This window comes from Ramlibacter sp. AN1015, from assembly GCF_037726105.1.
GTDB lineage: Bacteria > Pseudomonadota > Gammaproteobacteria > Burkholderiales > Burkholderiaceae_C > Ramlibacter.
This window is the reverse complement of the sequence record NZ_JBBJUM010000008.1, coordinates 119,582-144,969: the sequence shown is the minus strand read 5'-3', so window position 1 is coordinate 144,969 and position 25,388 is coordinate 119,582. Positions and strand designations below refer to the sequence as shown.

18 protein-coding genes are annotated in these 25,388 nt (G+C 70.3%); 4 read left to right on the top strand and 14 right to left on the bottom strand.

Annotated elements, in window-relative coordinates:
• The first annotated feature begins 5 nt into the window (after positions 1-5).
• Positions 6-1,514, top strand: a complete 1,509-nt coding sequence (locus tag WG922_RS14280; RefSeq protein WP_340283374.1) for a cryptochrome/photolyase family protein — start codon at positions 6-8, stop codon at positions 1,512-1,514.
• Positions 1,515-1,599: 85 nt separating this feature from the next.
• Here the strand turns inward: WG922_RS14280 and WG922_RS14275 are convergent, their stop codons facing one another.
• From WG922_RS14275 to WG922_RS14250, 6 genes are read right to left on the bottom strand one after another with little or no spacing between them, the layout of a single operon-like run.
• Entirely contained in the window at positions 1,600-8,412 is a 6,813-nt protein-coding gene (locus WG922_RS14275) for a hybrid sensor histidine kinase/response regulator (RefSeq protein ID WP_340283373.1), read from the bottom strand.
• A gap of 58 nt (positions 8,413-8,470) precedes the next feature.
• Positions 8,471-10,633 (bottom strand): methyl-accepting chemotaxis protein, encoded by a 2,163-nt coding sequence (locus tag WG922_RS14270; RefSeq protein ID WP_340283372.1) that lies wholly within the window; start codon positions 10,631-10,633, stop codon positions 8,471-8,473.
• Between the two features lie 12 nt (positions 10,634-10,645).
• On the bottom strand, positions 10,646-11,179 hold the full coding sequence (locus WG922_RS14265; RefSeq protein ID WP_340283371.1) for a chemotaxis protein CheW: 534 nt from the start codon (positions 11,177-11,179) through the stop codon (positions 10,646-10,648).
• Between the two features lie 18 nt (positions 11,180-11,197).
• Complete coding sequence (locus tag WG922_RS14260) at positions 11,198-11,563, bottom strand: response regulator transcription factor (protein ID WP_340283370.1); 366 nt, start codon at positions 11,561-11,563, stop codon at positions 11,198-11,200.
• A gap of 5 nt (positions 11,564-11,568) precedes the next feature.
• Positions 11,569-11,961, bottom strand: coding sequence for a response regulator (locus WG922_RS14255; protein WP_340283369.1), 393 nt, complete (start codon positions 11,959-11,961; stop codon positions 11,569-11,571).
• 57 nt (positions 11,962-12,018) lie between these two features.
• Positions 12,019-12,171, bottom strand: coding sequence for a rubredoxin (locus tag WG922_RS14250; protein ID WP_340283487.1), 153 nt, complete (start codon positions 12,169-12,171; stop codon positions 12,019-12,021).
• 117 nt (positions 12,172-12,288) lie between these two features.
• Here WG922_RS14250 and thiD point away from each other — a divergent pair, with 117 nt between their 5' ends.
• The 3 genes from thiD to WG922_RS14235 are packed head-to-tail and all read left to right on the top strand — an operon-like array spanning position 12,289 to position 16,967.
• Positions 12,289-13,230 (top strand): bifunctional hydroxymethylpyrimidine kinase/phosphomethylpyrimidine kinase, encoded by a 942-nt coding sequence (gene thiD, locus WG922_RS14245; RefSeq protein ID WP_340283368.1) that lies wholly within the window; start codon positions 12,289-12,291, stop codon positions 13,228-13,230.
• Positions 13,214-14,524, top strand: a complete 1,311-nt coding sequence (hemL, locus tag WG922_RS14240; RefSeq protein WP_340283367.1) for a glutamate-1-semialdehyde 2,1-aminomutase — start codon at positions 13,214-13,216, stop codon at positions 14,522-14,524. The genes thiD and hemL overlap by 17 nt, the downstream gene beginning before the upstream one ends.
• Positions 14,525-14,567: 43 nt before the next feature.
• Positions 14,568-16,967, top strand: a complete 2,400-nt coding sequence (locus tag WG922_RS14235; RefSeq protein ID WP_340283366.1) for a hybrid sensor histidine kinase/response regulator — start codon at positions 14,568-14,570, stop codon at positions 16,965-16,967.
• Here WG922_RS14235 and WG922_RS14230 read toward each other — a convergent pair.
• The 8 genes from WG922_RS14230 to WG922_RS14195 form a co-directional block, all read right to left on the bottom strand.
• Entirely contained in the window at positions 16,948-18,213 is a 1,266-nt protein-coding gene (locus WG922_RS14230) for an MFS transporter (protein WP_340283365.1), read from the bottom strand. The genes WG922_RS14235 and WG922_RS14230 overlap by 20 nt on opposite strands.
• Positions 18,214-18,394: 181 nt before the next feature.
• Positions 18,395-19,174 carry an exodeoxyribonuclease III gene (locus WG922_RS14225; RefSeq protein ID WP_340283364.1) on the bottom strand — a complete coding sequence of 260 codons (780 nt, stop codon included), beginning with the start codon at positions 19,172-19,174 and terminating at the stop codon, positions 18,395-18,397.
• A gap of 40 nt (positions 19,175-19,214) precedes the next feature.
• Positions 19,215-20,801 carry a bifunctional phosphoribosylaminoimidazolecarboxamide formyltransferase/IMP cyclohydrolase gene (gene purH, locus WG922_RS14220; RefSeq protein WP_340283363.1) on the bottom strand — a complete coding sequence of 529 codons (1,587 nt, stop codon included), beginning with the start codon at positions 20,799-20,801 and terminating at the stop codon, positions 19,215-19,217.
• Positions 20,802-20,808: 7 nt separating this feature from the next.
• Positions 20,809-21,045 (bottom strand): Fis family transcriptional regulator, encoded by a 237-nt coding sequence (locus WG922_RS14215; RefSeq protein WP_340283362.1) that lies wholly within the window; start codon positions 21,043-21,045, stop codon positions 20,809-20,811.
• Entirely contained in the window at positions 21,042-22,103 is a 1,062-nt protein-coding gene (dusB, locus tag WG922_RS14210; protein ID WP_340283361.1) for a tRNA dihydrouridine synthase DusB, read from the bottom strand. The genes WG922_RS14215 and dusB overlap by 4 nt, the downstream gene beginning before the upstream one ends.
• A 154-nt stretch (positions 22,104-22,257) precedes the next feature.
• The gene (locus WG922_RS14205; RefSeq protein WP_340283360.1) at positions 22,258-22,734 is read right to left on the bottom strand and encodes a YqaA family protein; all 477 of its coding nucleotides are present in this window, start codon (positions 22,732-22,734) and stop codon (positions 22,258-22,260) included.
• Positions 22,735-22,879: 145 nt separating this feature from the next.
• Positions 22,880-23,593 (bottom strand): ABC transporter ATP-binding protein, encoded by a 714-nt coding sequence (locus WG922_RS14200; RefSeq protein WP_340283359.1) that lies wholly within the window; start codon positions 23,591-23,593, stop codon positions 22,880-22,882.
• The gene (locus WG922_RS14195) at positions 23,586-25,379 is read right to left on the bottom strand and encodes a branched-chain amino acid ABC transporter ATP-binding protein/permease (protein WP_340283358.1); all 1,794 of its coding nucleotides are present in this window, start codon (positions 25,377-25,379) and stop codon (positions 23,586-23,588) included. Before WG922_RS14195 ends, WG922_RS14200 begins: the two co-directional genes overlap by 8 nt.
• Positions 25,380-25,388: the final 9 nt, after the last annotated feature.

Sequence of the window (25,388 nt, the reverse complement as noted above, 5' to 3'; positions counted from 1 at the left end):
CAGCCATGCACAAGCACTACGACGCAGGGCTGATGTGGCTGCGGCGCGATCTGCGCGCCCACGACAACGCCGCACTTTCCGAAGCGCTGCGGGCCTGCAGGCAGGTGCATGTCGTCTTCGTCTTCGACCGCGACATCCTCGATCCGCTGCCGCGCCAGGATCGCCGGGTCGATTTCATCCGCAGCTCGCTGGTCGAACTCGACGAGACGCTGCAGCGGCTCGCCGGCCGCGCCGAGGCGGGCCTGATCGTGCGCCACGCCCGCGCTGGAGACGACGTGCCGCGGCTCGCCCGGGAGCTCGGAGTGCAGGCCGTGTTCGCCAACCACGACGATGAGCCCGCCGCACTGGAGCGCGACGCCCGCGTGCGCAGCGCACTGGCGGCCCAGGGCATCGCGTTGCACACCCGCAAGGACCACACGATCTTCGAGCGGCGCGAAGTGCTGACCCGCGCCGGCACGCCCTTCGCGGTATTCACCCCCTACCGGCGCGCGTGGCTGGCAGCGCTCGAGCCGTCCGACCTGGCGGCGCTTCCGGTAGAGCCGCATGCGGGCAGTCTGGCGGACCGCCCACCGGAGTACCGGCGCGCCGTGCCGACGCTGCAGGAGCTCGGCTTCGCACCCAGCAACCTCGACCGCCAAGCGCTGCCGCCCGGAACCGCTGGTGGGCACGCGCTGCTGTGCGACTTCCTGACGCGCATCGATCGCTACGCCGACACGCGCGACTTCCCCGCGCAGCGCGGCCCCAGCTATCTCGGCGTGCACCTGCGCTTCGGCACGGTGTCCATCCGCGAACTGATGCGCGAGGCGCATGCCCGCGCCGAAGCCGGCAGCCCGGGTGCGGCCGTGTGGCGCAGCGAACTGGCCTGGCGCGACTTCTACGTCCAGGTGCTCGCCAACTATCCGAATGTCGCCGATGCGCAAGGCCGGGCGGCGAGCTTTCGCTCCGAGTACGACGCCATCGCCTGGGAGACAGGGCCGCATGCCGACGCCCTGTTCGACGCCTGGTGCACCGGTCGCACCGGCTACCCCCTGGTGGACGCCGCGATGGCACAGCTCAACGGGACCGGCTACATGCACAACCGACTGCGCATGGTGACGGCCAGCTTCCTCAGCAAGGACCTGGGCATCGACTGGCGCCGCGGCGAGCGCTACTTCGCGCAGCAGCTCAACGACTACGACCTGTCGGCCAACAACGGCGGCTGGCAGTGGGCGAGTTCGTCGGGTTGCGACGCGCAGCCGTGGTTTCGCATCTTCAATCCCGTGACACAGAGCCGGCGCTTCGATCCGGACGGCCGCTTCATCCTGCGCTACCTGCCGCAGCTCGCGGGCCTGCGCGGCGCAGCCCTGCACGCCCCCTGGACCGCCAGCGCCGCGGAGCTGGCCGAGGCGGGGCTGCGCCTGGGCGCCGACTATCCCCGGCCAGTCGTCGATCACGCGCAGGCGCGTGATCGCACGCTGCGTCGCTACGCGGTGGTCGGCAAACAGGAACCGGGAGCACCGGGACTGGCGCCCTGACCCCGCCCGCCTCACGCACTGCGCCGGATCGCAAGCTGCTGCGCACCGGCCACGCGGCGTGTGGCGCGCACGCGCCCGGAGCTGCTCACTGCGCGGCGACCGTGCAGTAGCGGCGCACCAGCCCCAGCAGCTCCTCATCGACGTACGGCTTGCCCAGGTAGTGGTTCACGCCGAGCTGCTGCGCGTGGTCGCGGTGCTTCTGCGCGATGCGCGAGGTGATCATGACGATGGGCAGCTGCGACCAGCGGGCATCGCCACGGATGTTGCGTGCGAGATCGAACCCGTCCATCCGCGGCATCTCGATGTCGGAGAGGACCAGCATGGGAGTTTCCTCGGCCATGCGTTCCAGTGCCTGCAACCCGTCGGCCGCCAGCACCACGCGATAGCCCTCGCGCTGCAACAAGCGCTGCGTGACGCGGCGCACGGTGATGGAGTCATCGACCACCAGCACCAGCGGCACGCGCGGCTCGGCGTTGGCCGGCGCCTGCGCGCCGCCCTGTCCGAGCATCTCGGGCTGCGCGCGGTCTGCGCTGAGCGCGCGGGCCTGCTCGCCGTGCACGGCAGCCAGGGCCACCGGGTTGTAGATGAGGACCACCGCGCCCGACGGCAGCACGGACATGCCCGCCAGGCCCGGCAGACGCGCGAGTTGCGGGCCGAGGTTCTTGACCACCACCTCGCGGCTGCCCAGCACCTCATCGACGTGCATGGCCAGGCGCTGCGATGCGCTTCGGAAAACCACCACCGGCAACGAGCGTCCCTGCGGCTCGTCGCTGTGGCGCGAAGACTGCAGCAGGGCGCCCGACCAGAAGAAGGGGACCTGTTCACCCGCGTGCTCCAACTGCCCGGCGTTGTAGGCCTGCTGAAGGTCGCGGGCGGACGCGCGGCGCACGACTTCGACCAGGTGGGCCGGAACGCCCACCGAAAGGGTGCCGCTTCGGATCATCACGACCTGCGTGACCGCGGTGGTCAGCGGCAGCACGAGGCGGAAGGTGGTGCCCCGGCCGGCAAGCGTGTCGGTCTCGATGCGTCCGCCGAGGCCGACCACCTCGGAGCGCACCACGTCCATGCCGATGCCCCGGCCGGCAAAGTCGGTGACCTGGGTCGCCGTGCTGAACCCGGCAGTGAAGATCAGGGCTGCCGCCTCCTGGTCGGTCAGCGTGTGCCCCGGCCGCACCAGACCCAGTTGTACGGCGCGCTGGCGGATGCGGGCGAGGTCGAGGCCGGCGCCGTCGTCGCGGAACTCGACCACGACGTCATTGCCCTCGTGTCCGAGCACGACGCGAATGCGGCCGACCGGCTCCTTGCCCATGGCGCTGCGCACGGCCGGGTCCTCGATCCCGTGGGCCACGCAGTTGCGCAGCAGATGCTCGAACGCCGGTGTCATCCGGTCCAGCACGCCGCGGTCCATCTCGATGGAGCCGCCTTCGATGTCGAGCTTGACCTGGCGACCGGTGTCCTTCGAGGCCTGGCGCACCACCCGGTAGAGGCGGTCGGCGATGGCCTCGAATTCGACCATGCGCGTGCGCAGCAGATCGCGCTGCAGCTCACGCGTCTGGCGCGCCTGCGCCGCCAGCTCGTCTTCGGTGGCATCGACGGTGCGCTGCAGGTTGCGCTGCAGGGTGGCGACGTCGTTCACCGACTCGGCCATCATGCGCGTGAGCTCCTGCACGCGCGTGAAGCGGTCGAACTCGAGCGGATCGAAGGCGGCGGGCGCGTCGCGGGTCTGTGCCATGCGCGACTGCATCTGCATTTCGGCCTGCAGCTCGACGTCGCGCAGCTGCCCGCGCAGCCGCTCCAGGTTGCCCGTGAGGTCCTTGAGCGAGCCGCGCAGCTGCCGCAGCTCGTCTTCCATGCGCGAGCGCGAGATCATCACCTCGCCGGCCTGGTTCATCAGCCGGTCCAGCAGCTGCGAGCGCACCCGAACCGCTTGCCCTGCCGCCGCGCGCTGCACGGCGAAGCTGGTCGCCACGGGCGCGGCGAGCAGCGCCCGGGAAGTGCTTGCCGGGGCTTCGGAGCGTGGCGGTTGCGCCTCGCCGGTGCGCTCGGCGGAGTCGTCGAGGGCACTTGCCCCGGCAGCATCGGCAGCGCCCGTGGGCGCGCTGTCCGAAGGGGGCACCTGCGCAGCTTCGTCCAGCCCGGCGCGCAGCGCCTCGCAGCTGGCCTGCATGAGGTCGAAACGCTGCAGCAGCGGCTCGATCTCGATCGCCGCCTGCGCCTGTGGCGCGATCTGCTCCACCAGGGACTCCATGCGGTGCGCCATCTCGCCCAGGCGCAGGGCACCGGCGAGGCGGGCGCTGCCCTTGAGCGTGTGCAGCATGCGAAGCACCGCGTCGCGCGCACTGCCGTTCTCGGGACGCGCGTGCCACTGGCGCAGTGCGCCGCCGAGTTGCGGCATCAGCTCGGCAGCCTCTTCTTCGAACACCGGGAACAGATCGACATCGATCGCGTCGAGGACATCGATGCCCTCGCGCATGTCGTCCAGGCTGGCCACCGGCGTACGGAGCGCGCGTGCGGCAGGGTCGGGCGCAGCGTCCCGCACCGGGGGCCGCGCTGTCGCAGCGGACGCAGCGGGAGCCGCGCTTGAGGCCGCGCCCAGTTGCGACAGGGCCTGCAGCACGCGCGGGTCCGGCTCCTTCAGGAACCCGGCCGCAAACTGGTGAAGCAAGCGGCGGATGTCCTCGGCCGCGGCGTTGAAGACCCGGCCGTGCTCGGCGAGGCCGGCTTGCGGCAGGGACTGGCTGCGCACCAGTGCGTCTTCGAGCAGGCGGGCGATGCGCGACAGCGCATCGAAGCCGATGGTGGCCGAACTGCCGGCGAGCGAATGGGCGAAGCCGACGGCGTTTTCCGAGACCGGCTGGATCAATTCCAGCGCCCACTCGGAAAGCTCCACCTGCAGGCGCCGCGACCATTCGTCGGCTTCGTTCAGGTAGACGTTGTACAGCGGTATTCCGATGCGCAGGTCGCCGATGATCCGGACCTGCTCGTCGTCCCGCTCGGCCTTCGGCGCGTCGAGCAAGGACACCACGGTGGGCGCGAGGGTGGAAAGGTGATCGTCCTGCTCGTGCAGGGCTGTGACGTCGTCCGCTTGCGGCTCGGGGGGCAAAGCGTCCACTTCGGGCTGAACCTGGAAGGCGTCCACGGCCGGCTGGACGGCCTCGGCCGGCGCTGCATGCCCGGGCTGCGAGTGACCGCTCGTCCAGGCGAGGTCCGCTGGAGAAGGCGCCGCGCCAGGTGCCGGCGCATCGGGCGCGGCGGACACCAGGTCCAGGTCCGCGTCGCCAGGCGATCCGTCCGGCGCACGTGCCTCGGGCGCCGCATCGGCGGCGGACGCGACAGCCGCCTGCGGCGACACCGCCTCTGGCACGTCGTGCTGCCCGTCGAAGGGTGGCGACCCCAGGCTTGGCGGCGACTCTGCCGGCCCGGTGAAGGGCAGCGGCTGTCCGAGCCGCGCGCTTGCCGCGACCTCACTACCCGCACCCGCAGGAACCGAGGAATCGTCGCTGGCAATCGCAGGCGCGGGGAGCGCTTCGGCGCTCGCTTCGAGCGCGGCGTCGGCAGCGGCAGCGGCAGCGTCGGCGGCGTCGGCGTCTGCTTCTGCTGCCTCGGCTTCTGCTTCTGCTTCTGCTTCTGCTTCTGCTTCTGCTTCTGCTTCTGCTTCTGCTTCTGCCTCGGCTTCGGCTTCGGCTTCTGCTTCTGCTTCTGCTTCTGCTTCTGCTTCTGCTTCGGCTTCGGCTTCGGCGGCAGCATGGGCCCGATCAACGGGTGCTTGCACCGGCAAGCCCTCTGCAGGCGGCACCGGATCGAGCGTCACATCAGCAGCCCGGGCATCCTTGCCCGCCGGGCTCCAGGCGCTGAACCCGTCTTCATCGCGTGCGACAGCGTTCCGCGTAAGAGCGTTCGTGCCGCCAGCGACCTCGTCGGAGGCTTGATCGCCGGCGAGAGCAACGGTTCCGGCGGCTTCGGACGCTGCGACGGAGGGCGCGGCAAGGTCTTCGGCAGCGTCGCGCGGCTCGCCGGCATTCGGGCCGGGCGGCGCGGCGCGCGCTGCGTCCGGCAGGAGCAGCGGCTGCACCGCGCCCGTGGCGCGGAATGCAAGCGCTGCAGGGCGGAACAGGTCGGCGTGCCAGGCGATTGCCGCGCCGCGGGAAATGTCCTCGGCCCACCGTGCGAAGCCTTCGATCGCAGCCCCGGCCAGGCCCAGGAGGCCGTCCGATGCAGGCCGGTTTTCCGCCAGCCAGACGTTGACCACCTGCTCGAGCGCCCAGGCCGCCTCCCCGAACTCGACCAAGCCGACCATGCGCGAGCTGCCCTTGAGGGTGTGGAAGGCGCGGCGCAACGTGGTGAGCTCGGCCAGGTCGCCGGGCTGCGCGGCAAGTACCACCAGGGCCCCGCGCGCGGTCTGCACCACCTCGCGGACCTCCTCCAGGAAGATGTCGAGCAGTTCGTCCTGCGGGTCACCGTCAGACACGGGAGCGCTGGCGGCAGGCCAGGGCATCGGAGTCGTGGCGGCGACCGGTTCGAAATCGGATCGCCCGTCGGGCTGCAGCAGATCGATGCCGGCTGGCGCCGCCTGCGCTCGCTCCGACGGCGGCGACATGTCCAGCAGGCCGTCCGGAGACGGTTGCACCGACGGTGCCGCGGGCGCGCCCGCATCGAACGACCAGGCAATCTCCGGCAGCGACTTGATGGCGGCATCTTCGGAGCGGGTTCGCAGATCGATGTCGGGAAGATCTGCGGGACCGTCGTGGTGCTCGAACTGCCGTGCTTGCGGATCCGCGGCAATGTCGAGCGCTTCCGCGGGTCGGGTCGGCGCTGGTTGGGTGCGGTCCCAGGCTGGGCCGAGGACGACCGTGGGGGCGGACACACTGTCGGCGTCGGCGTCGGCGTCGGCATCGGCATCGGCGCGGCTGCGTTCGCCAGCCGCATCGGCTGCATCGGCTGCATCGGCTGCATCGGCACAAGCCGGCACCTCGGGCGCGCCAGGCGAGCGCACTTCGGCAGTTACAGGATGCACGGGCGCAGCGCCCGCGAACGAGGTGTTCGGCGGCTCGTTGGCACCGGCGTAAGGCGCAGCGGACGCGGTGGTCGCCTCAGGGGCCGACAGATCGCCGCTGACGCTCTCGGCCGGCGCGTCTGCCGGCCCGGCCGCGGCCCGGCCCATCAGGGGCCGCAATTCGCCCGTGGCCTCCTCGAACACGAACAGCTTCTTGGCCAGCGCGGGCTGGTAGTTCAGCATGTCGATGAGAAAGCCCAGCGCGCCAAGGTTGTTGCCCAGGCTCTCGACCGCCGGCGTATCGCCAGCGCCGTCGGAGACCCGCGTCGCCATCTCCTCGACGGACTGGCGCATGTGCTGCACGGCCTGCGCCGCCTGGTCCAGCCCCAGGACCGACAGCACCCCGCGCATCTGGCCCAGCCGCGGTGGCGAGGCCTGCAGCGGCCGGGGATCGGTCGGGTTGCGCACCCAGCTGTCCAGGTCCTTTTCCAGCTCGGCCAGGCTCTGGCGCAGTTCGCCGACGACGCTGCCCATGGTCTGGCGGTCGCTGACCCGGCGGTACAGCTCCTCCATCCAGGGCTCCAGCGGCTCGGGTGCGCCCAGGGTACGGGCCCGCTGCAGGCGCTGCGCCATGTGACGGGAGCGCATCTCGAGCTTCTCGGCGTCGGCGTCGAGGTGCTGGAAGGCGGCTTCGAGGTAGAGGATGGCGGTGGCCACTTCCATGGCCAGTTCGGGCTGCGGCAGCACGGCGCCGCGGGTGAGCTCTTCGCCGCACTCCACCAGCGCCTGCGCGAGCAGTGCGGTGGCCGGATGCAGGCGCACGAGGGCCTCGGCGGCCTGGCGGAAATGATCGCCGCAGCTGCGCAGCCGCGCCACGTCACCGCCGGCCAGCTGCGACCACAGGTCCTTGCAGCTGGCGAGACGCTTGCGCACCTGCATGAGCAGCGCCGGGTCGAAGCGCCCGAACTGTTCGCGGTGGTAGTCGATGGCAGCGAACTGCAGCAGACCCCATGCCTCGCGCACCGATTGCAACAGAGGCGCCTGCGCCGCATGGGCGGGCCGCGCCTGGGCGCAGAAGAAGACCAGGTCGTGCAGCAGGCGCTCGGAGATGATCGCCTCGCCCTTGGACAGCTGCGCGTATTGCACCAGCACCCGCGAAGCGGCGCGCTTGACGTACAGGTCCGGCGCGAGCAGGCCCAGCGCGAGCGCTTCGAAGGTGCCGGCGCACACCTGCCAGAAGGTTGCAGCCTGCCGGCTCGGACCGGCGGCGGACAAGCCGTGGCAGATGCGACTGAGCTCATGCGCCGCGGCCGCGTCGCCGGACTTCACGATGCGCAGCACGGCCTGGTCCATCCGCGATCGCACGGCGGGTGCGTAAGGCAGCGGCTGCGTCGGCGCCGGCGTGCGCGGCTCGCGCCAGCCCCAGTCTCGCGACCACAGGTCTGCCGGATGCACGCGCTCGGCACCGCTGAGCGACTGCACTTCGCGGTACTGGGGGAAAAGGGCCACCGCAGAAAACCGCTGCCCCTGCAGCAAGGCCTCCAGGAATTCAAGGAGCGCGAATCCGGCGCGTTCGACCTTGCCTGCCGCCAGCTCGTCGCACGACTGCGGACGCTGCACGAATGCCTGCACCGCAGCCTCCATGGCGCGCAGCAGCTGGGCCGGCCCGTTCAGGCCGACCATTTCCAGTGCGCCGAGCGCCTGGTGCAGGTGCTGGCGTCCGATGCGCAGTTGCGCGTCGTCCGCGGGGCCGGCTTCCTCGCCCGCGGCTACCGCAGCTTCGCGCAGGTAGCGGCGCAGCGCGGAGGAGGACGCGTCCAGCGACTTGCGCAATTCCTCGAGCACCCAGGCAAGGGGGCCCAGGTCGTTGACGACGAGGTCGTTGTCGTGGTCTAGGGCGTGCATGAAGCGCGAAGCGGCGTTCGGTGATGGGGCGGTGACGACGGCGGAGGCGCTGGAGGCCTCAGGCGATCTTGAACCGGGCGACCGACTGGCGCAGTTCGTCGGCCATGCGGGAGAGTTCGCGCACCTGTTGCGCCGTCGAGCGCGTGCCCTCGCCGGTCTGCTCGGTCACGGCGAAGATGTGCTGAATGTTGCCCGCCACGAAGTTGGCCGATTCGGCTTCCTTGGAGGCCGAGGCGGAGATTTCCTCGATCAGCTCGGCCAGCCGGCGCGAGACCTGGTCGATCTGGGTCAGGGCGGTGCCGGCGTTGTCCGACAGCTTGGCGCCCTCGACCACTCCCTGGGTCGATCGCTCCATCGCGGCGACCGCGTCCTGGGTGTCGGTCTGGATGGTCTTGACCAGCGCAGCGATCTGGCGGGTGGCGTCGGCCGAGCGCTCGGCCAGTCGCTGCACCTCCTCGGCCACCACCGAGAAGCCTCGCCCGGCTTCGCCGGCCGAGGCCGCCTGGATAGCCGCGTTCAGCGCCAGGACGTTGGTCTGCTCGGTGATGTCGGAGATCAGCTCGGTGATCTCGCCGATCTCCTGCGACGACTCGCCCAGCCGCTTGATGCGCTTGGAGGTTTCCTGGATCTGCTCGCGGATGGAGTTCATGCCGCCGATCGCGTTCTGCACCGCCTGCAGCCCGGACTCGGCCGCTTGCAGCGACTGGCGTGCCACCTGCGCCGACTCCTGCGCCTGGCCCGACACGCGGTTGATGCGCCCTGCCATGTCGAGCACGGACTGGCCGGTCTCGCGGATCTCGCGCAGCTGCTCCGTCGATGCCGCCAGCAGCTCGGTGGAGGTGTTCTCCACCAGCGCCGTGGTCTGGGCCACGCGCGCGACCGTGGTCTGCACGTTGCCCACCAGCTGGCGCAGCTCCTCGACGGTGTAGTTGACCGAGTCGGCGATGGCGCCGGTGATGTCCTCGGTGACGGTGGCCTCCTGCGTCAGGTCGCCTTCCGCGACGGTCTGCAGCTCGTTCATCAGCCGCAGGATGGCCGCCTGGTTGGCGTCGTTCACGCGCTTGGCCTCCTGCTGCTGGCGCTCGGCTTCGAGGCGCTGCTGCTCGGAGACGGCCTGTCGGCGACGGCTGTCCTGCAGCTGCACCAGCGCCAGCCCCACCGAGCAGGCGATGGCGCCCGCCGCAGCCAGCAGCAGGGCCGCCAGGGCCGCTGCGCCGAGCCCGGTCTGGGCGGACAGCTGCAGCTGCAGCGTCTCGAGCGAGCGGCGCAGGGGTTCGCTGTCGGCGACGATGGCCAGCTGCGCCTCGCGCGCAGCGACCAGACCCTGCAGGTTTCCCAGGATGGCGCCCGCCTCGCTGCGGGTGCTGTCGTACAGCGCCAGCAGCGCCTGCAGCTGCTCGCGGGTCTGCGCGTCGCGCGTGCCCGGCAGGCGCAACTCGGGGCTGCCATCGAGCAGGCCACGGGCGATGGCGCGGAAGGAGTTGAGGTCCTTGCCCAGCAGGAATACGGCCTCGGGGCTGACGCCTTCCAGCGTCAGGAACTCGTTGGCCGACTTGCCGATGCGCTGGGTCAGCATGACCAGCTGCCCCGCGGCGGAGATTTCGGCGGGCGCGGCGCCCTGCTGCAGCTTGAGCGCCGACACCGTCTCGGCGATCTCCAGGAGGTCGGAGGACTGCCGGTTGATCGTGCGCAGGGCTGCGCCGACGCGCGTGAGGATCTCCTGCTGTGCCATCACGACGGCGGCGTTCTGTTCGGCCCGCTCCATCAAGGGCAGGATGGTGGCGAGTTCGCCGGCGGAGGCAGCCGCGACCGGCCGCAGGCGCAAGGCATCGTCGCCGCTGTGGAGGCCGCGCACCGTGCGGGCCAGGACGTCCGCGCTCTCGCGCACGTCAGGGAAGGCCTGTTCACTGCCCACCAGCGCCTGGGACACCGACTTGGCAAGGCGCTGCGACTGCATCAGGGACTGCCCGGTGCCGGCCACCTGCTGCGCCGCCTGGTCGGCCTGCCGCACCGCGAGCACACCCACCGCGCCCAGCACCGCAAGCGAAGCCGCAAGCAGCAGGAACAGGCGCCGCTGGTGCACCTCCACCGGCTTGCGCCCGAGGAGGGGAATGGAGACGGTGTCGCCTTCTCCGACGGCTTCGACGGCGGGCTGCGCATCCGCCGGCGAAGCGCCGCGCCGGGTGGCGAACAGGTTCTTGAGTTGATCGACGATGGGCATGGACTCTCTCGTTTAGACGCTGATGCTCAGGAACTGCGGTTGCCGGGACAGCGCCTGCAGGTTCAGCTCCTGCCAGCGCGTCCCTTGCGGATCGGTGTAGACGCTGCCGAACCACGCCGGGGCGTCGGGCGCAGGCGGGTGCGAAACGGTGAACGCGTCGAGGCTGCGCAAGCCGGCCAGCCGGTCGATCAGAAAGGCGCAGTTCACCTCGAGCATCGGGTTGAGTGCCACCAGGCGGGACTGCGCGCGGCTGGCGTCTGCCGCTGCACGCGGCGGGCGTTCGCCGCCCAGCAGGCCGCACAGATCGACGACGCCCCAGAGCCCGCCGCGCAGGTTGGCTACGCCCAGGAACCAGGGTTGGGTGTACGGCACCCGCTGCAGCGGGGCGAAGGGGAATATTTCGCCCGACTGGGCGAGCGGAAAGAGGTAGTGCGCCTGCGCCGCGACCACGGCCAGCCAGGCGGCCTGGACGTCATCGGTGCGTGCTGCCTGCAGCCGCCCGGCCAGTCGTGCCTGAAGTTCTCGCAGTGCGTCTCGGTTGGCCATGGGGGGCGGCGCTGCGGGTCAGCCCAGGGCCTTGATCTTGGCGATCAGCTCACCGGGATCGACCGGCTTGGTGATGTAGTCGCGCGCGCCCTGGCGCATGCCCCAGACGCGGTCGGTCTCCTGGCTCTTGCTGGTGCACATGATGATCGGCACGCCTTCGAAGCGAGGGTCGCGCGTGATCGATCGCGTCAGCTGGAAGCCGTTCTGGCCGGGCATCACGACATCCATCAGGATCAGGTCGGGACGCTCTTCGTCCAGGCGCCGGAACGCGTCGTCGGCGTTCTCGGCCGTGCGCACCGAGTAGCCGCTTTTTTGCAGGAGATCGGTCATGAACATCAGCTCGGTTTTCGAGTCGTCCACGACGAGGACTTTGGAGACGGGCATAGGGATCACTCCGGAGCGGCGGCACCGAGCTGGCGCACGGTCTGCAGCAGCTGGTCTTTGGTGAAAGGCTTGGTGAGGTAGTCCTGCGAGCCGACCATGCGGCCGCGGGCCTTGTCGAACACGCCGTCCTTGGACGAGAGCATCACGACCGGAACGCCGGCAAAGCGGGCGTTGCGCTTGATGATGGCGCAGGTCTGGTAGCCGTCCAGGCGCGGCATGAGGATGTCGCAGAAGATCAGGTGGGGCTGGTAATCGTTGACCTTGGCCAGCGCGTCGAAGCCGTCCTCGGCCAGCATCACTTCATGGCCGCCCTGCTTCAGAAAAATCTCGGCACTGCGGCGGATGGTGTTGCTGTCATCGATCACCAGCACCTTCAAAGGCGCGTTCGCGTCGCTCACTGATGCGGCTCCTCCTCAAACGTGGGGCGCATCATCGAAGGCGTGACGCGTGCCCCGTCAAATCTGGACCATCTCGAAATCTTCCTTGCGGGCGCCGCATTCGGGGCAGGTCCAGTTCATCGGGACATCAGCCCACAAGGTGCCTGGCGCGATACCGTGATCAGGGGCGCCGGCCGCCTCGTCGTAGATCCATCCGCAGATCAGACACATCCAGGTTTTTGCTTCAGTCACAGCTTAAAGTGGCTTCCAATAGAATGCAACGATTGTATCGATGCGCCTCTGAGCGATACGCAACTAGCGCACACGCCTGATGCTGGCAGGCCCATGATGACGCCCACACCCCCGAGCCCTCCCGAGACGAGCGACGACGACGAAGACGACCTCGCCGCAGGCCCGCCGTGCGTGATGACCTTCAACGCAGGAGACGCGAGCGGCGCCGCCGGTCTGGGCGCGGACGTGGCCGCGATGGTGTCGGTCGGCGCACACGCCCTGCCCGTCACCTGCGGCGCCTACGCGCGCGACACCGCGGACATCTTCGAGCACTTCGCCTTCGACGAGGAAGCGATCGCCGAGCAGGCCCGCGTCATCCTGGAAGACGTGCCGGTGCAGGTGTTCAAGGTGGGTTTCGTCGGAAGCCCCGAGGCGATCAGCACCATCGCCGGGATCGCCTCCGACTACGCGGACGTGCCTGTGGTGGCGTACATGCCCAACCTGTCCTGGTGGGACGAGACCCAGATCGATCTGTACCTCGACGCCTTCCGCGAGCTGATGCTGCCGCAGACAACCGTGTTGGTGGGAAACCACAGCACGCTCTGGCGCTGGTTGCTTCCCGACTGGACCGGCGAGCGCAGCCCCACCGCGCGTGACATCGCCATGGCCGCCGGCGAGTGCGGCGTGAGCTACACCGTGGTTACCGGCGTTCCGCTGCCGGACCAGTTCATCGACAACGTGCTCGCCTCCCCGCAGGCGGTCCTCGCCAGCCAGCGCTTCGAACGCTTCGAAGCCGTCTTCTCGGGCGCCGGCGAGACCCTCAGCGCGGCGCTGGCCGCGCTGCTGGCCAACGGCACCGACCTGGCCGGCGCCTTCGGCGAAGCACTTGCCTACCTGGACCAATGCCTGAACGGCGGCTTCCGCCCCGGCATGGGCCATGTGGTGCCAGACCGCCTGTTCTGGGCCCTGCCCGAAAGCGGTGAAAGCGAACCCGTGACCGAAGAAGAGGCGCAGGCCCTGCAGGTCTTCGACATGCCCGCACATGACACCAAACACTGATCGCAACGAGGAACTCTTCGAACGCGCGCGCCAGCGCATTCCCGGCGGAGTGAATTCGCCGGTGCGCGCGTTCCGCGCGGTCGGCGGCACGCCGCGCTTCGTGCAGCGCGCACAGGGGGCGCACTTCTGGGACGCGAACGGCCAGCGCTACATCGACTACATCGGCTCGTGGGGTCCCATGATCCTGGGCCACGGCCACCCTGCCGTGGTCGAAGCGGTCCAGCAGGCCGTGCTGGACGGCTTCTCCTTCGGCGCGCCCACCGAGCGCGAGGTGCAGCTCGCAGAAGCCATCGTGCACCTGATGCCCAGCATGGACATGGTGCGGCTGGTCAGCTCGGGCACCGAAGCGGCCATGAGCGCCCTGCGCCTCGCGCGAGGCGCCACCGGCCGCAAACGCATCATCAAGTTCGAGGGCTGCTACCACGGCCACGCCGACGCGCTGCTGGTGAAGGCCGGCTCGGGCTTGGCCACGTTCGGCAACCCCACCAGCGCCGGCGTGCCGCCCGAAGTGGCGCAGCACACCGTGGTGCTCGAATACAACCACATCGGCCAGCTCGAGGAAGCGTTCGCGCTGCACGGCAGCGACATCGCCTGCCTGATGATCGAGCCCATCGCCGGCAACATGAACTTCGTGCGCGCGAGCGTGCCCTTCATGCGCCGCTGCCGCGAGCTGTGCGACCAGCACGGTGCGCTCCTCGTCTTCGACGAAGTGATGACCGGCTTCCGGGTCGCGCTCGGCGGCGCGCAAAGCCTCTACGCCCGCCAGATCCCCGGCTTCCGCCCCGATCTCACCGTGCTGGGCAAAGTGATCGGCGGCGGCATGCCGCTGGCCGCGTTCGGTGGCCCTCGCGCTGTCATGGAGCAGCTCGCGCCGATGGGCCCCGTCTACCAGGCGGGCACGCTGTCGGGAAACCCGGTAGCCACCGCCTGCGGACTCGCCACGCTCGAACAGGTCACGCGGCCCGGCTTCTACGAAGCGCTTGCGGCGCGCACGCGGGCCCTGGCCGACGGCCTGGCCGTCGTCGCGCGGTCCGAGGGCATCGAGTTCAGCGCCGACTGCGAAGGCGGCATGTTCGGCTTCTTCCTGTTGCCCGAGTTGCCGCAGGACTACCGCAGCGTGATGCGCACCGACGCCGCCCGCTTCAACGCCCTGTTCCACGGGCTGCTCGAACGCGGCGTGTACATCGCGCCGGCGCTCTACGAGGCCGGCTTCGTGAGCGCGGCCCACACCGACGACGACATCGCCACCACGCTCGAAGCGGCGCGCGAGGTCTTCGCATCGATGCGGGCCTGACCTGCCCACGGGCCGCCAGGCGGCGCCGCGCACACGCGTCTCGATGCAACTCGTCCGGTTTTTTCGCGCCATCGCGCTCGTGCTGCTGCTGCTGGCGGCGGTGCTGCCGGTGGCGGCCGAGCACACGCCCGCGCCGCGCGCCGTCGCGGGGCGGCTGGAACTGCCGGCCGTGCCGACCGCAGGCCCCGTCCTGCTCCTGGGCGAATGGGGCTTCAGCTGGCAGCACTTCGTCGATCCCGGCTGGCAGCAGCTGCCCACCCGCGGCTTCGCCCCCGTGCCCGAGCCCTGGAACGCCTTGCGCGCCGACGGCAAGCCCGAGGGCGAGGAAGGCTGGGGCAGCTATGCACTGCTGCTGAACTGCCCCAGCGGCCAGTCCATGGCGCTCGAGGCGCCGATGCAGCGCACCGCCTCGCAGCTGTACGTCAACGGCGAGCTGGTCGCCGCGCACGGCACCGCCGGTGCGTCGGCCGACTCCAGCCGCGCGCAGGTGCCGAGCCGCTTGTCGATCAGCCGTGAGTTCGCCTGCCCGCTGCGCCTGACGCTGCACATCTCCAACTTCGACCACCGTGCCGGCGGCTTCGTGCGCGCCCTGGCCGCCGGCTCGCCCGATGCGCTGGCGCGCTGGCGAGAGGCGCGCCTGGTGGAGCGGGCCGCGCTGCTGTCCGCCTACCTGCTCACCGGCGTCGTCGCGCTCATCTTCTTCGCCGTGCGCCGGCGCGAGCGGGTGCCGCTCGTGTTCGGACTTTTCTGCCTTGCGATGGCGCTGTATACCGACCTCATCGGAGCGCGCCTGCTGCTGCGGCCCTTCACCGACACCACGCCGTGGCGCACCTTCGCCCGAGCCGAGTACCTCGCCTGGATCGTCGGCATGGGCCTGTTCCTCCTCACCCTGCGCGGCCTGTTCCCGCACGAGGTCTCGCGCAGGGTGACCCGCGCGGCGCTGGCGCTGCTGGTCGCCGCCGCGGTGGCGGTGCTGGCGCTGCCGACGTCCCGGTTCTCCTACATCGTGCTGCCCGGTCAGGCGGGTGCCGTGGTGGTCGGCGCCTACCTGCTCACGGCGATGCTGCGGGCCCAGCGCCGAGCACCTGCCGACGCCCGCGCGCTGCTGGCGGGCATGCTGGCGGTGGTGGCCGCGTTGTTGCTCGATCTGCTCCTGCTGGACGGCACCCATCCCGATCAGAAGTTCGGTCCGCTGGGCTTCGCGCTGTTCCTGCTGTCCCCGGCGGTGGTGATCGCCCGGCGCATGAGCCACGCGCTCAACGCCGAAGAACGCAGCCGCACCCTCGAGGAGAACGCGCGACTGCGCGAAGACGTCGAGCGCATCTCGCGCCACGACCTGAAAACCCCGCTGAACAGCATCCTCGGAGCCGCCCGCCTGCTGCGCGACGACCCGAGCCTGTCGCCGCCGCAGCAGGAGCTCGTGGGCGTGCTGCAGCGTGCCGCGCTGCGGATGGTCGAGATGGTCAACCTGTCGCTGGGCCTGTACAAGATGGAAACCGGCTCCTATCCGTTCCGGCCCGAGGCGGTCGATCTGCGGGGCGTGGTGGCACGGGTGCTGGTGGACCTGCATTCGTTCGCCGAGGCCAAGGGCGTGCTGCTGCACGTCGAAGACGGCGAGGGCGCCGGCGCGCCGGTGCAGGTGCGTGGCGAGGAGCTGCTGTGCTACTCCATCGTCGCCAACGTGGTGAAGAACGCCATCGAGGCCACCGACTCCGCAGGCCGGGTGACCATCAGCTTCGGCGCCGGCGACCCGGTGTCCCTGACGATCCACAACCCCGACGCAGTGGTGCCCGACATCGCCGCGCGCATGTTCCAGAAGTACGTGACCGCCGGCAAGCGGGCAGGCACCGGTCTGGGTGCCTACTCCGCCCGCCTGATGGCGCGCACCCAGCGCGGCGACCTGGTGATGCGCACCGGCGAGGCCGAGGGCACCACCTTCACCCTGACGCTTCCGGCGCTGCGCGAAGCGCCATCGCCCCGGGTGCCGGCGGCGCCCCGCCAGCCGGCGGCGCAGGCGAGCATCGACGAGCTGCCGCTGCGGCACGTGCTGCTGGTGGACGACGACGAGTTTTCGCGCTTCGTCACACGGCAGCTGTTGCCCGATCCGCCCTTCCGGGTGGAGGTGGCGGCGCACGGCCAGGCCGCCACCGAGATCATGCTGCGCCACTGGCCGCAGCTGCTGCTGCTGGACATGGAGATGCCGGTCATGGATGGCATCGAGACCGTGCGCTGGGTGCGCAGGCACGAAGCGGTGCACGCCCTCCCCCGCTGCGGCGTGGTGATGCTCTCGGGCAACGACACCGAGGAGGCGATGGCGCGTGCCCGCCAGGCGGGCGCCGACCGGTTCCTGGTCAAGCCGGTGGAACGCGAGCGCCTGCTGCAGACCTTGCACGAACTCGAGCACGACAGCCGAGGCGCATCGGTCACGCCGCCCGGGCGCTGAGCCGGCTCACCCGGTGCAGCAGGAACAGCACCACCGCCAGGTTCAGCCCGTTCCACGCGATGCCGTTGATGAAGGCGGCGCGGTACGAGCCGGTCCAGTCGAACACCGCGCCGGACATCCAGCCGCCCAGCGCCATGCCGAACAGGGTGGCCATGAGCACCGTGCCCACCCGTGCACCGGCTTCCGACGGTGCGAAGTGCTGCCGCACGACCAGGGCGTACGCCGGCACGATGCCGCCCTGGAACAGCCCGAACAGGGCCGATACGAGGTAGAGCGAGACCAGACCGTCCCACGGCAGGAACATGGTGAGCGCGAGCCCCTGCAGCAAGGAGCCGAGCAGCAGCGTGCGCAGCCCGCCGATGCGGTCGGACAGCCAGCCGAAGAACAGCCGGCTGACCACCCCCATCCCGAGCATCAGGGCCAGCATCTCGGCCCCGCGCGCGGCGCCCAGGCCGAGGTCGGTGCAGTAGGCGACGATGTGGACCTGCGGCATCGCCATGGCGACGCAGCACGACACCCCGGCGACACACAGCAGCGCCTGCGCGGTGCGCGGCCGCAGACCCATCGGCCGCAGCCCGGCGGCTCCCGCCCCGACCGTGGCCGGCGCTGCGGCGACGCCGGCCGCGCCTGCCGGAGGGCGCGGCCGCAGCCAGCAAGCCAGCGGCAGCACGGCCGCGATGCAGAAGATGCCGATGCCGACGTAGGTCTGGCGCCAGCCGGCACCCTCCACGAAGTGCTGGATCACCGGCGGCCACAGCGCGCCGGCGAGATAGTTGCCGCTCATGCAGATGGCCAGCGCGATGCCGCGGCGCCGCTCGAACCACAGCGACGTGTCGGCCACCAGCGGCGCGAAGGTGGCCGAGGTGCCCAGAAGCCCCACCAGCAGCCCCTGCGCGAGACAGAAGGTCCACAGCCCCGGCGCGTGGCCGGCGGCGATGAACCCGGCGCCCAGCGCCAGCCCGCCGATCGCCACCGGCACCATCACGCCGAATCGATCGGCAAGCCGCCCCATCAGCACACCGCCCAGGCCGAAACCGATCATCGTGAGCGTGTAGGGCAGCGCCGCCGTGCCGCGCGCCAGCCCGAACTCGGCCTCGATGGCCGGCAACACCACCGGCACCGAGTACATGCCGACACCTCCGATGGTCATCAGCAGCAGCGAGACGCACAGACGCAGCCAGGCGTAAGGGGATTCGACGCCGCGCGTTGCGTTGTGGCTAAGTGCCAGGGGAACGGTGGAAGCCATGGGCCGCATTGAAGCACCGATGGCGAGGCGCCGGGAGACAGGCACGGCGCGGCGCCTCCACGCCAGCGAGGAGGGGTGCGTCCGCTGATCGGGATCTGGCCGGATCGTCAGTCCCTCGACGCGCGCCGTGCTCCCCTGCCAACGGTGAACGCCGCTGGCGGCGCCGCGCGGACTGGCCGCCCTACGCGAGCGCGTCCAGCTGGAGCCACACCGGCGCATGGTCGCTCGCGCCTTCGATGCCGCGCACCTCGCGATCGACCCCCGCGTCCGCCAGCCGCTCGCGCAGGCCGCGGCTGACCAGCAGGTGGTCGATGCGCAGGCCGGCATTGCGCTCCCACCGGTTGCGGCGGTAATCCCAGAAGGTGAAGGGCGCCCCCTGCGGATGCAGCCGCCGCAGCACGTCCCACCAGCCCTGTCGCAGCAGGCGCGCGTAGGCCGTCCGCGCCTGCGGCTGCAGCAGCGCGTTGTCGCGCCAGGTCGCGGGCGCGTAGATGTCGGCATCGGTCGGCACCACGTTGAAGTCGCCGGCAAGCACCACCGGATGGCCGCTGCGCCACAGGCTCCGCGCGTGCGCGATCAGGCGCTCGAACCACGCGAGCTTGTAGTCGAAGCGTGGGCCGGGACAGGGATTGCCATTGGGCAGATACAGCGAGGCGACGACCATCCCGTGCACCGCGGCTTCGAGATAGCGCGCTTCGCGGTCCTCCGGATCGCCGGGCAGGACGCGGCGGATCTCCAGCGGCTCCGCCCCACGCGCCAGCAGGGCCACGCCGTGCCAGGTGCGCTGGCCCACCACCAGTGCCCCGTAGCCGGCGGCACGCAGGGCCTCGCGCGGAAACTGCGCGTCGGTGCACTTGATCTCCTGCAGCGCCACGACGTCGGGCCGCGTGGCCTCCAGCCATGCCAGCAGCAACGCGAGCCGCGTCCGGACGTCGTTGATGTTCCAGGTGGCGATGCGCATGCGAGCCGCAGCAGCTGGGCGCGGTGCGCTGCGCGCTCGTTCAGTGGCGGAAGTGCCGCACGCCGGAGAACACCATCACCACGCCGCGCTCGTCGGCCGCGGCGATCACCTCGGCGTCGCGCATCGATCCTCCCGGCTGGATGACACAGCGCGCACCGGCGTCCACCACCACGTCGAGGCCGTCGCGGAAGGGGAAGAAGGCGTCGCTCGCCACCGCCGTGTCCTGCAGCGACAGCCCGGCGTGCTGCGCCTTGATGCTGGCGATGCGGGCCGAATCGAGCCGCGACATCTGCCCGGCGCCCACGCCCATGGTCATGCCGTCCTTGCAGAAGACGATGGCGTTGGACTTGACGTACTTGGCCACCTTCCATGCGAAGAGCAGGTCCTGCAGCTGCTGCGGCGTGGGCTGCGCGCGGCTCACCACCTTCAGCTCGGACGGCTGCAGCGCGTGATTGTCGGCCGTCTGCATCAGCAGCCCCGAGCCCACGCGCTTGATGTCCATCAGGTTCTGCCCGCGCGCCCAGTCGGTGGCGCCGCCCGGGGGCAGTGCGATCTTCATCAGGCGCACGTTGGCCTTGGCCTTGAACACCTCCAGCGCCTCGGGCGTGAAGTCGGTCGCGATCAGCACCTCGACGAACTGCCGGGCCACGGCCTGCGCTGCCGCGCCGTCGAGCGGACGGTTGAAGGCGATGATGCCGCCGAAGGCCGAGGTGGGGTCGGTCTTGAAGGCCTTGTCATAGGCCTGCAGGGCGCTCTCGCCGATCGCCACGCCGCAGGGGTTGGCGTGCTTGACGATCACGCAGGCCGGCACGTCGAAGCCCTTGACGCACTCCCAGGCCGCGTCGGCGTCGGCGATGTTGTTGTAGGAAAGCTCCTTGCCTTGCAGCTGCACGCCGGTGACCAGCGAGCCCGGAGCCGGGTGCAGGTCGCGGTAGTAGGCGGCCTGCTGGTGCGGGTTCTCGCCATAGCGCAGATCCTGCAGCTTGACGAAGCGGCCATTGGCCTGGGCCGGGAACATCGCGCGCGTGGCAGCACTGCCGTCTTCGCTCCACTGCAGACTGGAGAGATAGTCGCTGATCGCGGCGTCGTAATTGCTGATGCGGTTGAAGGCGGCCACCGAAAGCGCGAAGCGCGTCCTGTCCGACAGGGCGCTGGAAGTCTGCAGCTCCTGCAGCACCGGCGCGTACTGCGACGCATCGGTGAGCACGCCGACATCCTTCCAGTTCTTGGCGGCGCTTCGGACCATGGCCGGGCCGCCGATGTCGATGTTCTCGATGGCGTCCTCCAGCGTGCATCCTGGCTTTGCCACGGTGGCCTCGAACGGATACAGGTTCACCACCAGCAGGTCGATGGCTTCGATTCCATGCGCCTGCAGCGCCGCCCGGTGCTCCGGCAGGTCGCGCCGCGCCAGCAGGCCGCCGTGCACCTTCGGGTGCAGGGTCTTGACGCGGCCGTCCAGCATCTCCGGGAAGCCCGTGAGCTCGGCCACCTCGGTGACCGGCAACCCGGCGTCCTGCAGCAGGCGCGCCGTGCCGCCGGTGGAGATGAGGCGGATGCCCAGGGCGTGCAGTGCGCGCGCGAAATCGACGACGCCGGTCTTGTCGGAGACGGAAAGGAGTGCGTTCATGGTGTTGTTATTTCAGGAGCTTGTGCTCCAGGAGCTTCTTGCGCAGCGTGTTGCGGTTCAGGCCCAGCCACTCGGCCGCGCGCGACTGGTTCTGGTCGGCCTTGGCCATGACGACTTCGAGCAGGGGCTTCTCGACCACCTTCACCAGCATCTCGTACATGTCGTTGGGCTCGATGCCGCGCAGGTCCCGGAAGTAGCCCTCCAGGCTGGTGCGCACGCACTCCTCGATGTGTTTCTTGCTCATGCGTCTTCTGCGCTGGAATGGGCGCGTTGTTCATCGTGGTCGCCCTCGTCCTGCGGACCGAGTTCGGGCAGGCGGTCCGTCACGAGGGCGAGCTGGTCGAAGTAGTCGGCCACCATGCGCGACTGGGAGGTGCAGTCCTCCACCCGGTTGATGGCCTCTCGCAGCTCCTCGCCGCCGGGCAGCGAGCGCACGTACCAACCGATGTGCTTGCGGGCGCTGCGCACGCCGGTGAACTCGCCGTACAGGCCGTAGTGGTCCTGCAGGTGTTCGAGCAGCAGCCGCTTGACCTCGCCGACGAGTGGGGGTGCCAGCAGCGTGCCGGTGGCCAGGAAATGCCCGATCTCACGAAAGATCCAGGGGCGCCCCTGCGCCGCGCGGCCGATCATGATCGCGTCGGCGCCGGTAGCCGCGAGCACGTCGCGCGCGCGCTGCGGCGAATCGATGTCGCCGTTGGCGACCACCGGAATGCGCACGGCGGCCTTCACGGCCGCCACGGTCTCGTGCTCGGCCTCGCCGCGGTAACCCTGCTCGCGGGTGCGTCCGTGCACGGTGAGCATGCGGATGCCCACGTCCTCGAACGCGCGGGCCAGCGCGACGGCGTTGCGCTGCGCCCGGCACCAGCCGGTGCGCATCTTCAGCGTCACCGGCACGCCCTCGGGCGCGCAGGCCTCGACCACCGCGCGGGCGATGGACACGGCCAGCGCCTCGTCCTGCATCAGGGCCGAACCCGCCCATTTGTTGCAGACCTTCTTGGCCGGGCAGCCCATGTTGATGTCGATGATCTGGGCGCCGCGCTGCACGTTGTAGACCGCGGCCTCGGCCATCATCGCCGCGTCGGTGCCGGCGATCTGCACCGCGATCGGCCCCGGCTCTCCGGCGTGGTCGGCCCGGCGCGAGGTCTTCAGGCTGTTCCACAACTCGCGCCGGGAAGTCACCATCTCGCTGACCGCGTAGCCCGCTCCGAGGCGGCGGCACAGCTGCCGGAAGGGCCGGTCGGTCACCCCCGCCATGGGGGCCACGAACAGGGAGTTCGCCAGTGTGTACGGGCCGATCTGCATGGGGTGGGGGGAAGCCTGGCACTGCTGAAAAAAGAGGCACGATTGTAGGCGCTGCGCTTTTTGGGACGCGAAATGTTCTGCGGCTTTTGTCGCTGTTTGGCGACGGATGGGCGGGTCGACTCGCAGGCCCGTGCGCGGGGCGGGCGGCGGCGGCTCAGATCTGGCCGGGGAAGAACTGCAGCAGCACCCAGGTCATCGTGAGGTAGCGCAGGAACTTGCCGACCATCATGTAGAAGGTGCACGGCCAGAACGGCAGCTTGAGCCAGCCGGCCACCGCGCACAGCGGATCGCCCACCAGCGGCAGCCACGACAGCAGGCAGGCCTTGGGACCGAGCCGCTCGAGCCAATCGAGCGCGCGCACGTGCACGCTCGAATGTTTCCACTTGTCGACCACCTGGTGCGTGCCGTAGCCGAGCCACCAGTCGAGCATGCCGCCCAGGGTGTTGCCGGCGGTCGCCACCAGGATCGCCACCCAGAACAGATCGGGATTGAGCTTGAGCAGCCCGAAAAGCGCCGGCTCGGAGCCCATGGGCAGCAGCGTCGCCGAGAGGAACGACACCAGAAAAAGCGTGCTGAGCCCGAACTGGGGCAGGGCCAGCCAGGCCATCGCTGCTTGCAACCACGCTTCCATCGCCCGGCAGTATAGGGACGGCTGTGGGCGCGTTGGCGCGCTGCCCGTGCGGGCGCGTGCCGCAGGCCGCAGGCCGCGAGTGTGCTCAGCGAAGCGATTCAGGCAGCAGCGTGCGGCCGGGAAGCCTCGGACCGAGGCGCACGCGTCACTGGGTTTCCAGCCCCAGGTAGGCGCGCTGGATCTCGGGACGCTCGAGCAGTTCGGCAGCCGGCCCCTGCGCGACGATGCGCCCCTCTTCCACCACGTAGGCGCGGCGCGCGAGCGACATGGCCATGTGCACGTTCTGCTCGACCAGCAGGACGGAGGTGCCCTGCGCGTTCACTTCGCGGATCGCACGGAACATGTCCTGCACCACCAGCGGCGACAGGCCCAGCGACGGCTCGTCCAGCAGCAGCATCTGCGGACAGGCCATGAGGGCGCGGCCGATCGCCACCATCTGCTGCTGCCCGCCCGAGAGCGCGCCCGCCTGCTGGTGCAGCTTGGCTTCGAGCACGGGGAACAGCGCCAGCACCCGGTCGAATGTGTCGCGGCGACGGGCCTTGGCGCGCGGGATGTAGCTTCCCAGCTCGAGGTTGTCGCGCACGCTCATGCCGGTGAACAGGCGCCGCCCCTCCGGCACGATGGCGATGCCCGCCTCGCAGAAGCGGTGGCCCGCCAGCTGGGTGATGTCCCGCCCGGCGAAGCGGATGCGGCCTTCGTGCACCGGGTGCAGGCCGGCGATCGCGTTGATCAGCGTGGTCTTGCCGGCGCCGTTCGGGCCCACGACGCAGACCAGCTCCCCTTCCCCCACCTGCAGGCTCACGTCCCACAGTGCCGCCGCGGCGCCGTAGCGCGCCGAAATGTGGCTGACCTCAAGCATGCTCGGCTCCCACGCCCGCGGCCTCGGCCTGCGATTCGGCCGGCGCGGACCCGAGATAGGCCTTCACCACCTCGGGGTCGGTCATGACGGCCTGCTTGTCGCCGATGGCCAGCAGCTTGCCGTGGTTGAACACCGCGACCCGGTCGGCCAGTGCCATCACGGCACGCATGACGTGCTCGACGAAGACGATGGTGGAGCCCTGGTCGCGGATGCGGCGGATCAGCTCGATGGCCTCGTTGATCTCGCCGGGCGTGAGGCCCGAGAGCACCTCGTCGAGCAGCACCAGCCGCGGCCGCGCGGCCAGCGCGCGCGCCAGCTCGAGGAACTTGCGCTGGTGCAGGTTGATGTCGTCGGGCAGCGCGTGCGCCTTGTCCTTGAGCCCGGTGAACTCGAGCCAGGTCCAGGCCTCGTGCTCGGCCTGCTCGCGCGTCAGCCCGGCGCTGCCGAAATGCGCCACCAGCGCGACGTTCTGCAGCACCGTCATGTGCGCGAAGGGCCGCGGGATCTGGTAGGTGCGGGCGATGCCGCTGCGCGCGATCTGGTGCGCGTCGAGGCCGGCGAGGCTGCGGCCTTCGAATTTCACTTCGCCTGCCGTGGGCGCGAAATGCCCGCTCACCACGTTGATGAAAGTCGATTTGCCCGAACCGTTCGGGCCCAGCAGGCCCAGGATCTCGCCGCGACGCACCTCGAGCGTGACGCCGTCGAGGGCCTGGACGCCGCGGAAGGCCTTGGACAGGCCGCTGACCTCCAGCAGCGGCGCACCGGCAGCCGCGCCTGCCTGCGACACCGGCTGCGCCACCGCGCGTACCGCCGCGGCCTGCTGCGGGATCGGCGAGCGCCGCGCCGGCCAGCGCTTGGCCACCGCGCCCATGATGCCGTTGGGCATGAACAGGATCACCAGCACCAGGATGGCGCCCACCGCCGCCTTCCCCAGCAGCGGGCTGTTGCCCGCGGTGAAGTAGTACAGCAGCCCGGTGATGAACACCGCGCCGAGTGCCGGCCCCGCCCAGTGGCGGCTGCCGCCGAGCACGCTCATGAGGACCACCGTGAGCGGCACCGTGATGTTGAAGGTCTCGCTGACGGTGACGTACTGGATGAACAGCGCGTGGATGCCGCCGGCGATGCCGGCCAGGCCACTCGAGATGGCGACGGCGAGCAGCTTGTACCGGTAGGTGGGCACCCCCATCACTTCGGCTACGTCCTCGTCGTCGTGGATGGCGAACAGGCCCGTGCCCAGCTTGGAGCGCTGCACGCGCAGCGCGACGATCGCCGTGCCCACGGCCGCCGCCAGCGCCAGCAGGTACAGCGAGGAGGAGGCGTTCGGCCCCAGTGCGGGCACGTCCACCGCGTTGAGGTACACGCCGGGCCCGCCGTCGATCGGCGTGTTGATGATGATGGTGGCTACCACGAAGGTCACCGCCAGTGTGAGCAGCGCGAACAGCTCGCCGCGCACCGACTTGACCCGGAACACCACCGCGCCCAGCGCCACGCCCAGCAGCGCGGGCACCGCGAACGCCAGCGGCAGCGTGGCCAGGAACGGCCATCCGCCCTTGGCCGACAGCACCGCGGTCGTATACATGCCTACGCCGAAGAACGCGCCGTGGCCGAAGGAGAAATAGCCCGAGTAGCCGGACAGGATGTTCCAGGACATCGCCAGCACCACCCAGTGGCACACCAGGTAGAGCAGCGACTCGTAGAAAGCCGGCAGGCCCAGCCAGGGCAGCGTGGCCAGTAGCGCGCCGGCGGCGAGCAGCAGGACGACCGGACGGTTCGTGGAAGCGGACATCGGCGAGGC

Coding starts and splice junctions, on each gene's coding strand:
- WG922_RS14235 (WP_340283366.1), top strand. CDS start 14,568: ATGCAACTCGTCCGGTTTTTTCGCGCCATCGCGCTCGTGCTGCTGCTG.
- WG922_RS14280 (WP_340283374.1), top strand. CDS start 6: ATGCACAAGCACTACGACGCAGGGCTGATGTGGCTGCGGCGCGATCTG.
- WG922_RS14225 (WP_340283364.1), bottom strand. CDS start 19,174: ATGCGCATCGCCACCTGGAACATCAACGACGTCCGGACGCGGCTCGCG.
- dusB (WP_340283361.1), bottom strand. CDS start 22,103: ATGCAGATCGGCCCGTACACACTGGCGAACTCCCTGTTCGTGGCCCCC.
- WG922_RS14205 (WP_340283360.1), bottom strand. CDS start 22,734: ATGGAAGCGTGGTTGCAAGCAGCGATGGCCTGGCTGGCCCTGCCCCAG.
- WG922_RS14215 (WP_340283362.1), bottom strand. CDS start 21,045: ATGAGCAAGAAACACATCGAGGAGTGCGTGCGCACCAGCCTGGAGGGC.
- WG922_RS14270 (WP_340283372.1), bottom strand. CDS start 10,633: ATGCCCATCGTCGATCAACTCAAGAACCTGTTCGCCACCCGGCGCGGC.
- WG922_RS14260 (WP_340283370.1), bottom strand. CDS start 11,563: ATGCCCGTCTCCAAAGTCCTCGTCGTGGACGACTCGAAAACCGAGCTG.
- WG922_RS14265 (WP_340283371.1), bottom strand. CDS start 11,179: ATGGCCAACCGAGACGCACTGCGAGAACTTCAGGCACGACTGGCCGGG.
- WG922_RS14230 (WP_340283365.1), bottom strand. CDS start 18,213: ATGGCTTCCACCGTTCCCCTGGCACTTAGCCACAACGCAACGCGCGGC.
- WG922_RS14250 (WP_340283487.1), bottom strand. CDS start 12,171: ATGTGTCTGATCTGCGGATGGATCTACGACGAGGCGGCCGGCGCCCCT.
- WG922_RS14275 (WP_340283373.1), bottom strand. CDS start 8,412: ATGCACGCCCTAGACCACGACAACGACCTCGTCGTCAACGACCTGGGC.
- hemL (WP_340283367.1), top strand. CDS start 13,214: ATGACACCAAACACTGATCGCAACGAGGAACTCTTCGAACGCGCGCGC.
- WG922_RS14200 (WP_340283359.1), bottom strand. CDS start 23,593: ATGCTTGAGGTCAGCCACATTTCGGCGCGCTACGGCGCCGCGGCGGCA.
- thiD (WP_340283368.1), top strand. CDS start 12,289: ATGACGCCCACACCCCCGAGCCCTCCCGAGACGAGCGACGACGACGAA.
- WG922_RS14195 (WP_340283358.1), bottom strand. CDS start 25,379: ATGTCCGCTTCCACGAACCGTCCGGTCGTCCTGCTGCTCGCCGCCGGC.
- purH (WP_340283363.1), bottom strand. CDS start 20,801: ATGAACGCACTCCTTTCCGTCTCCGACAAGACCGGCGTCGTCGATTTC.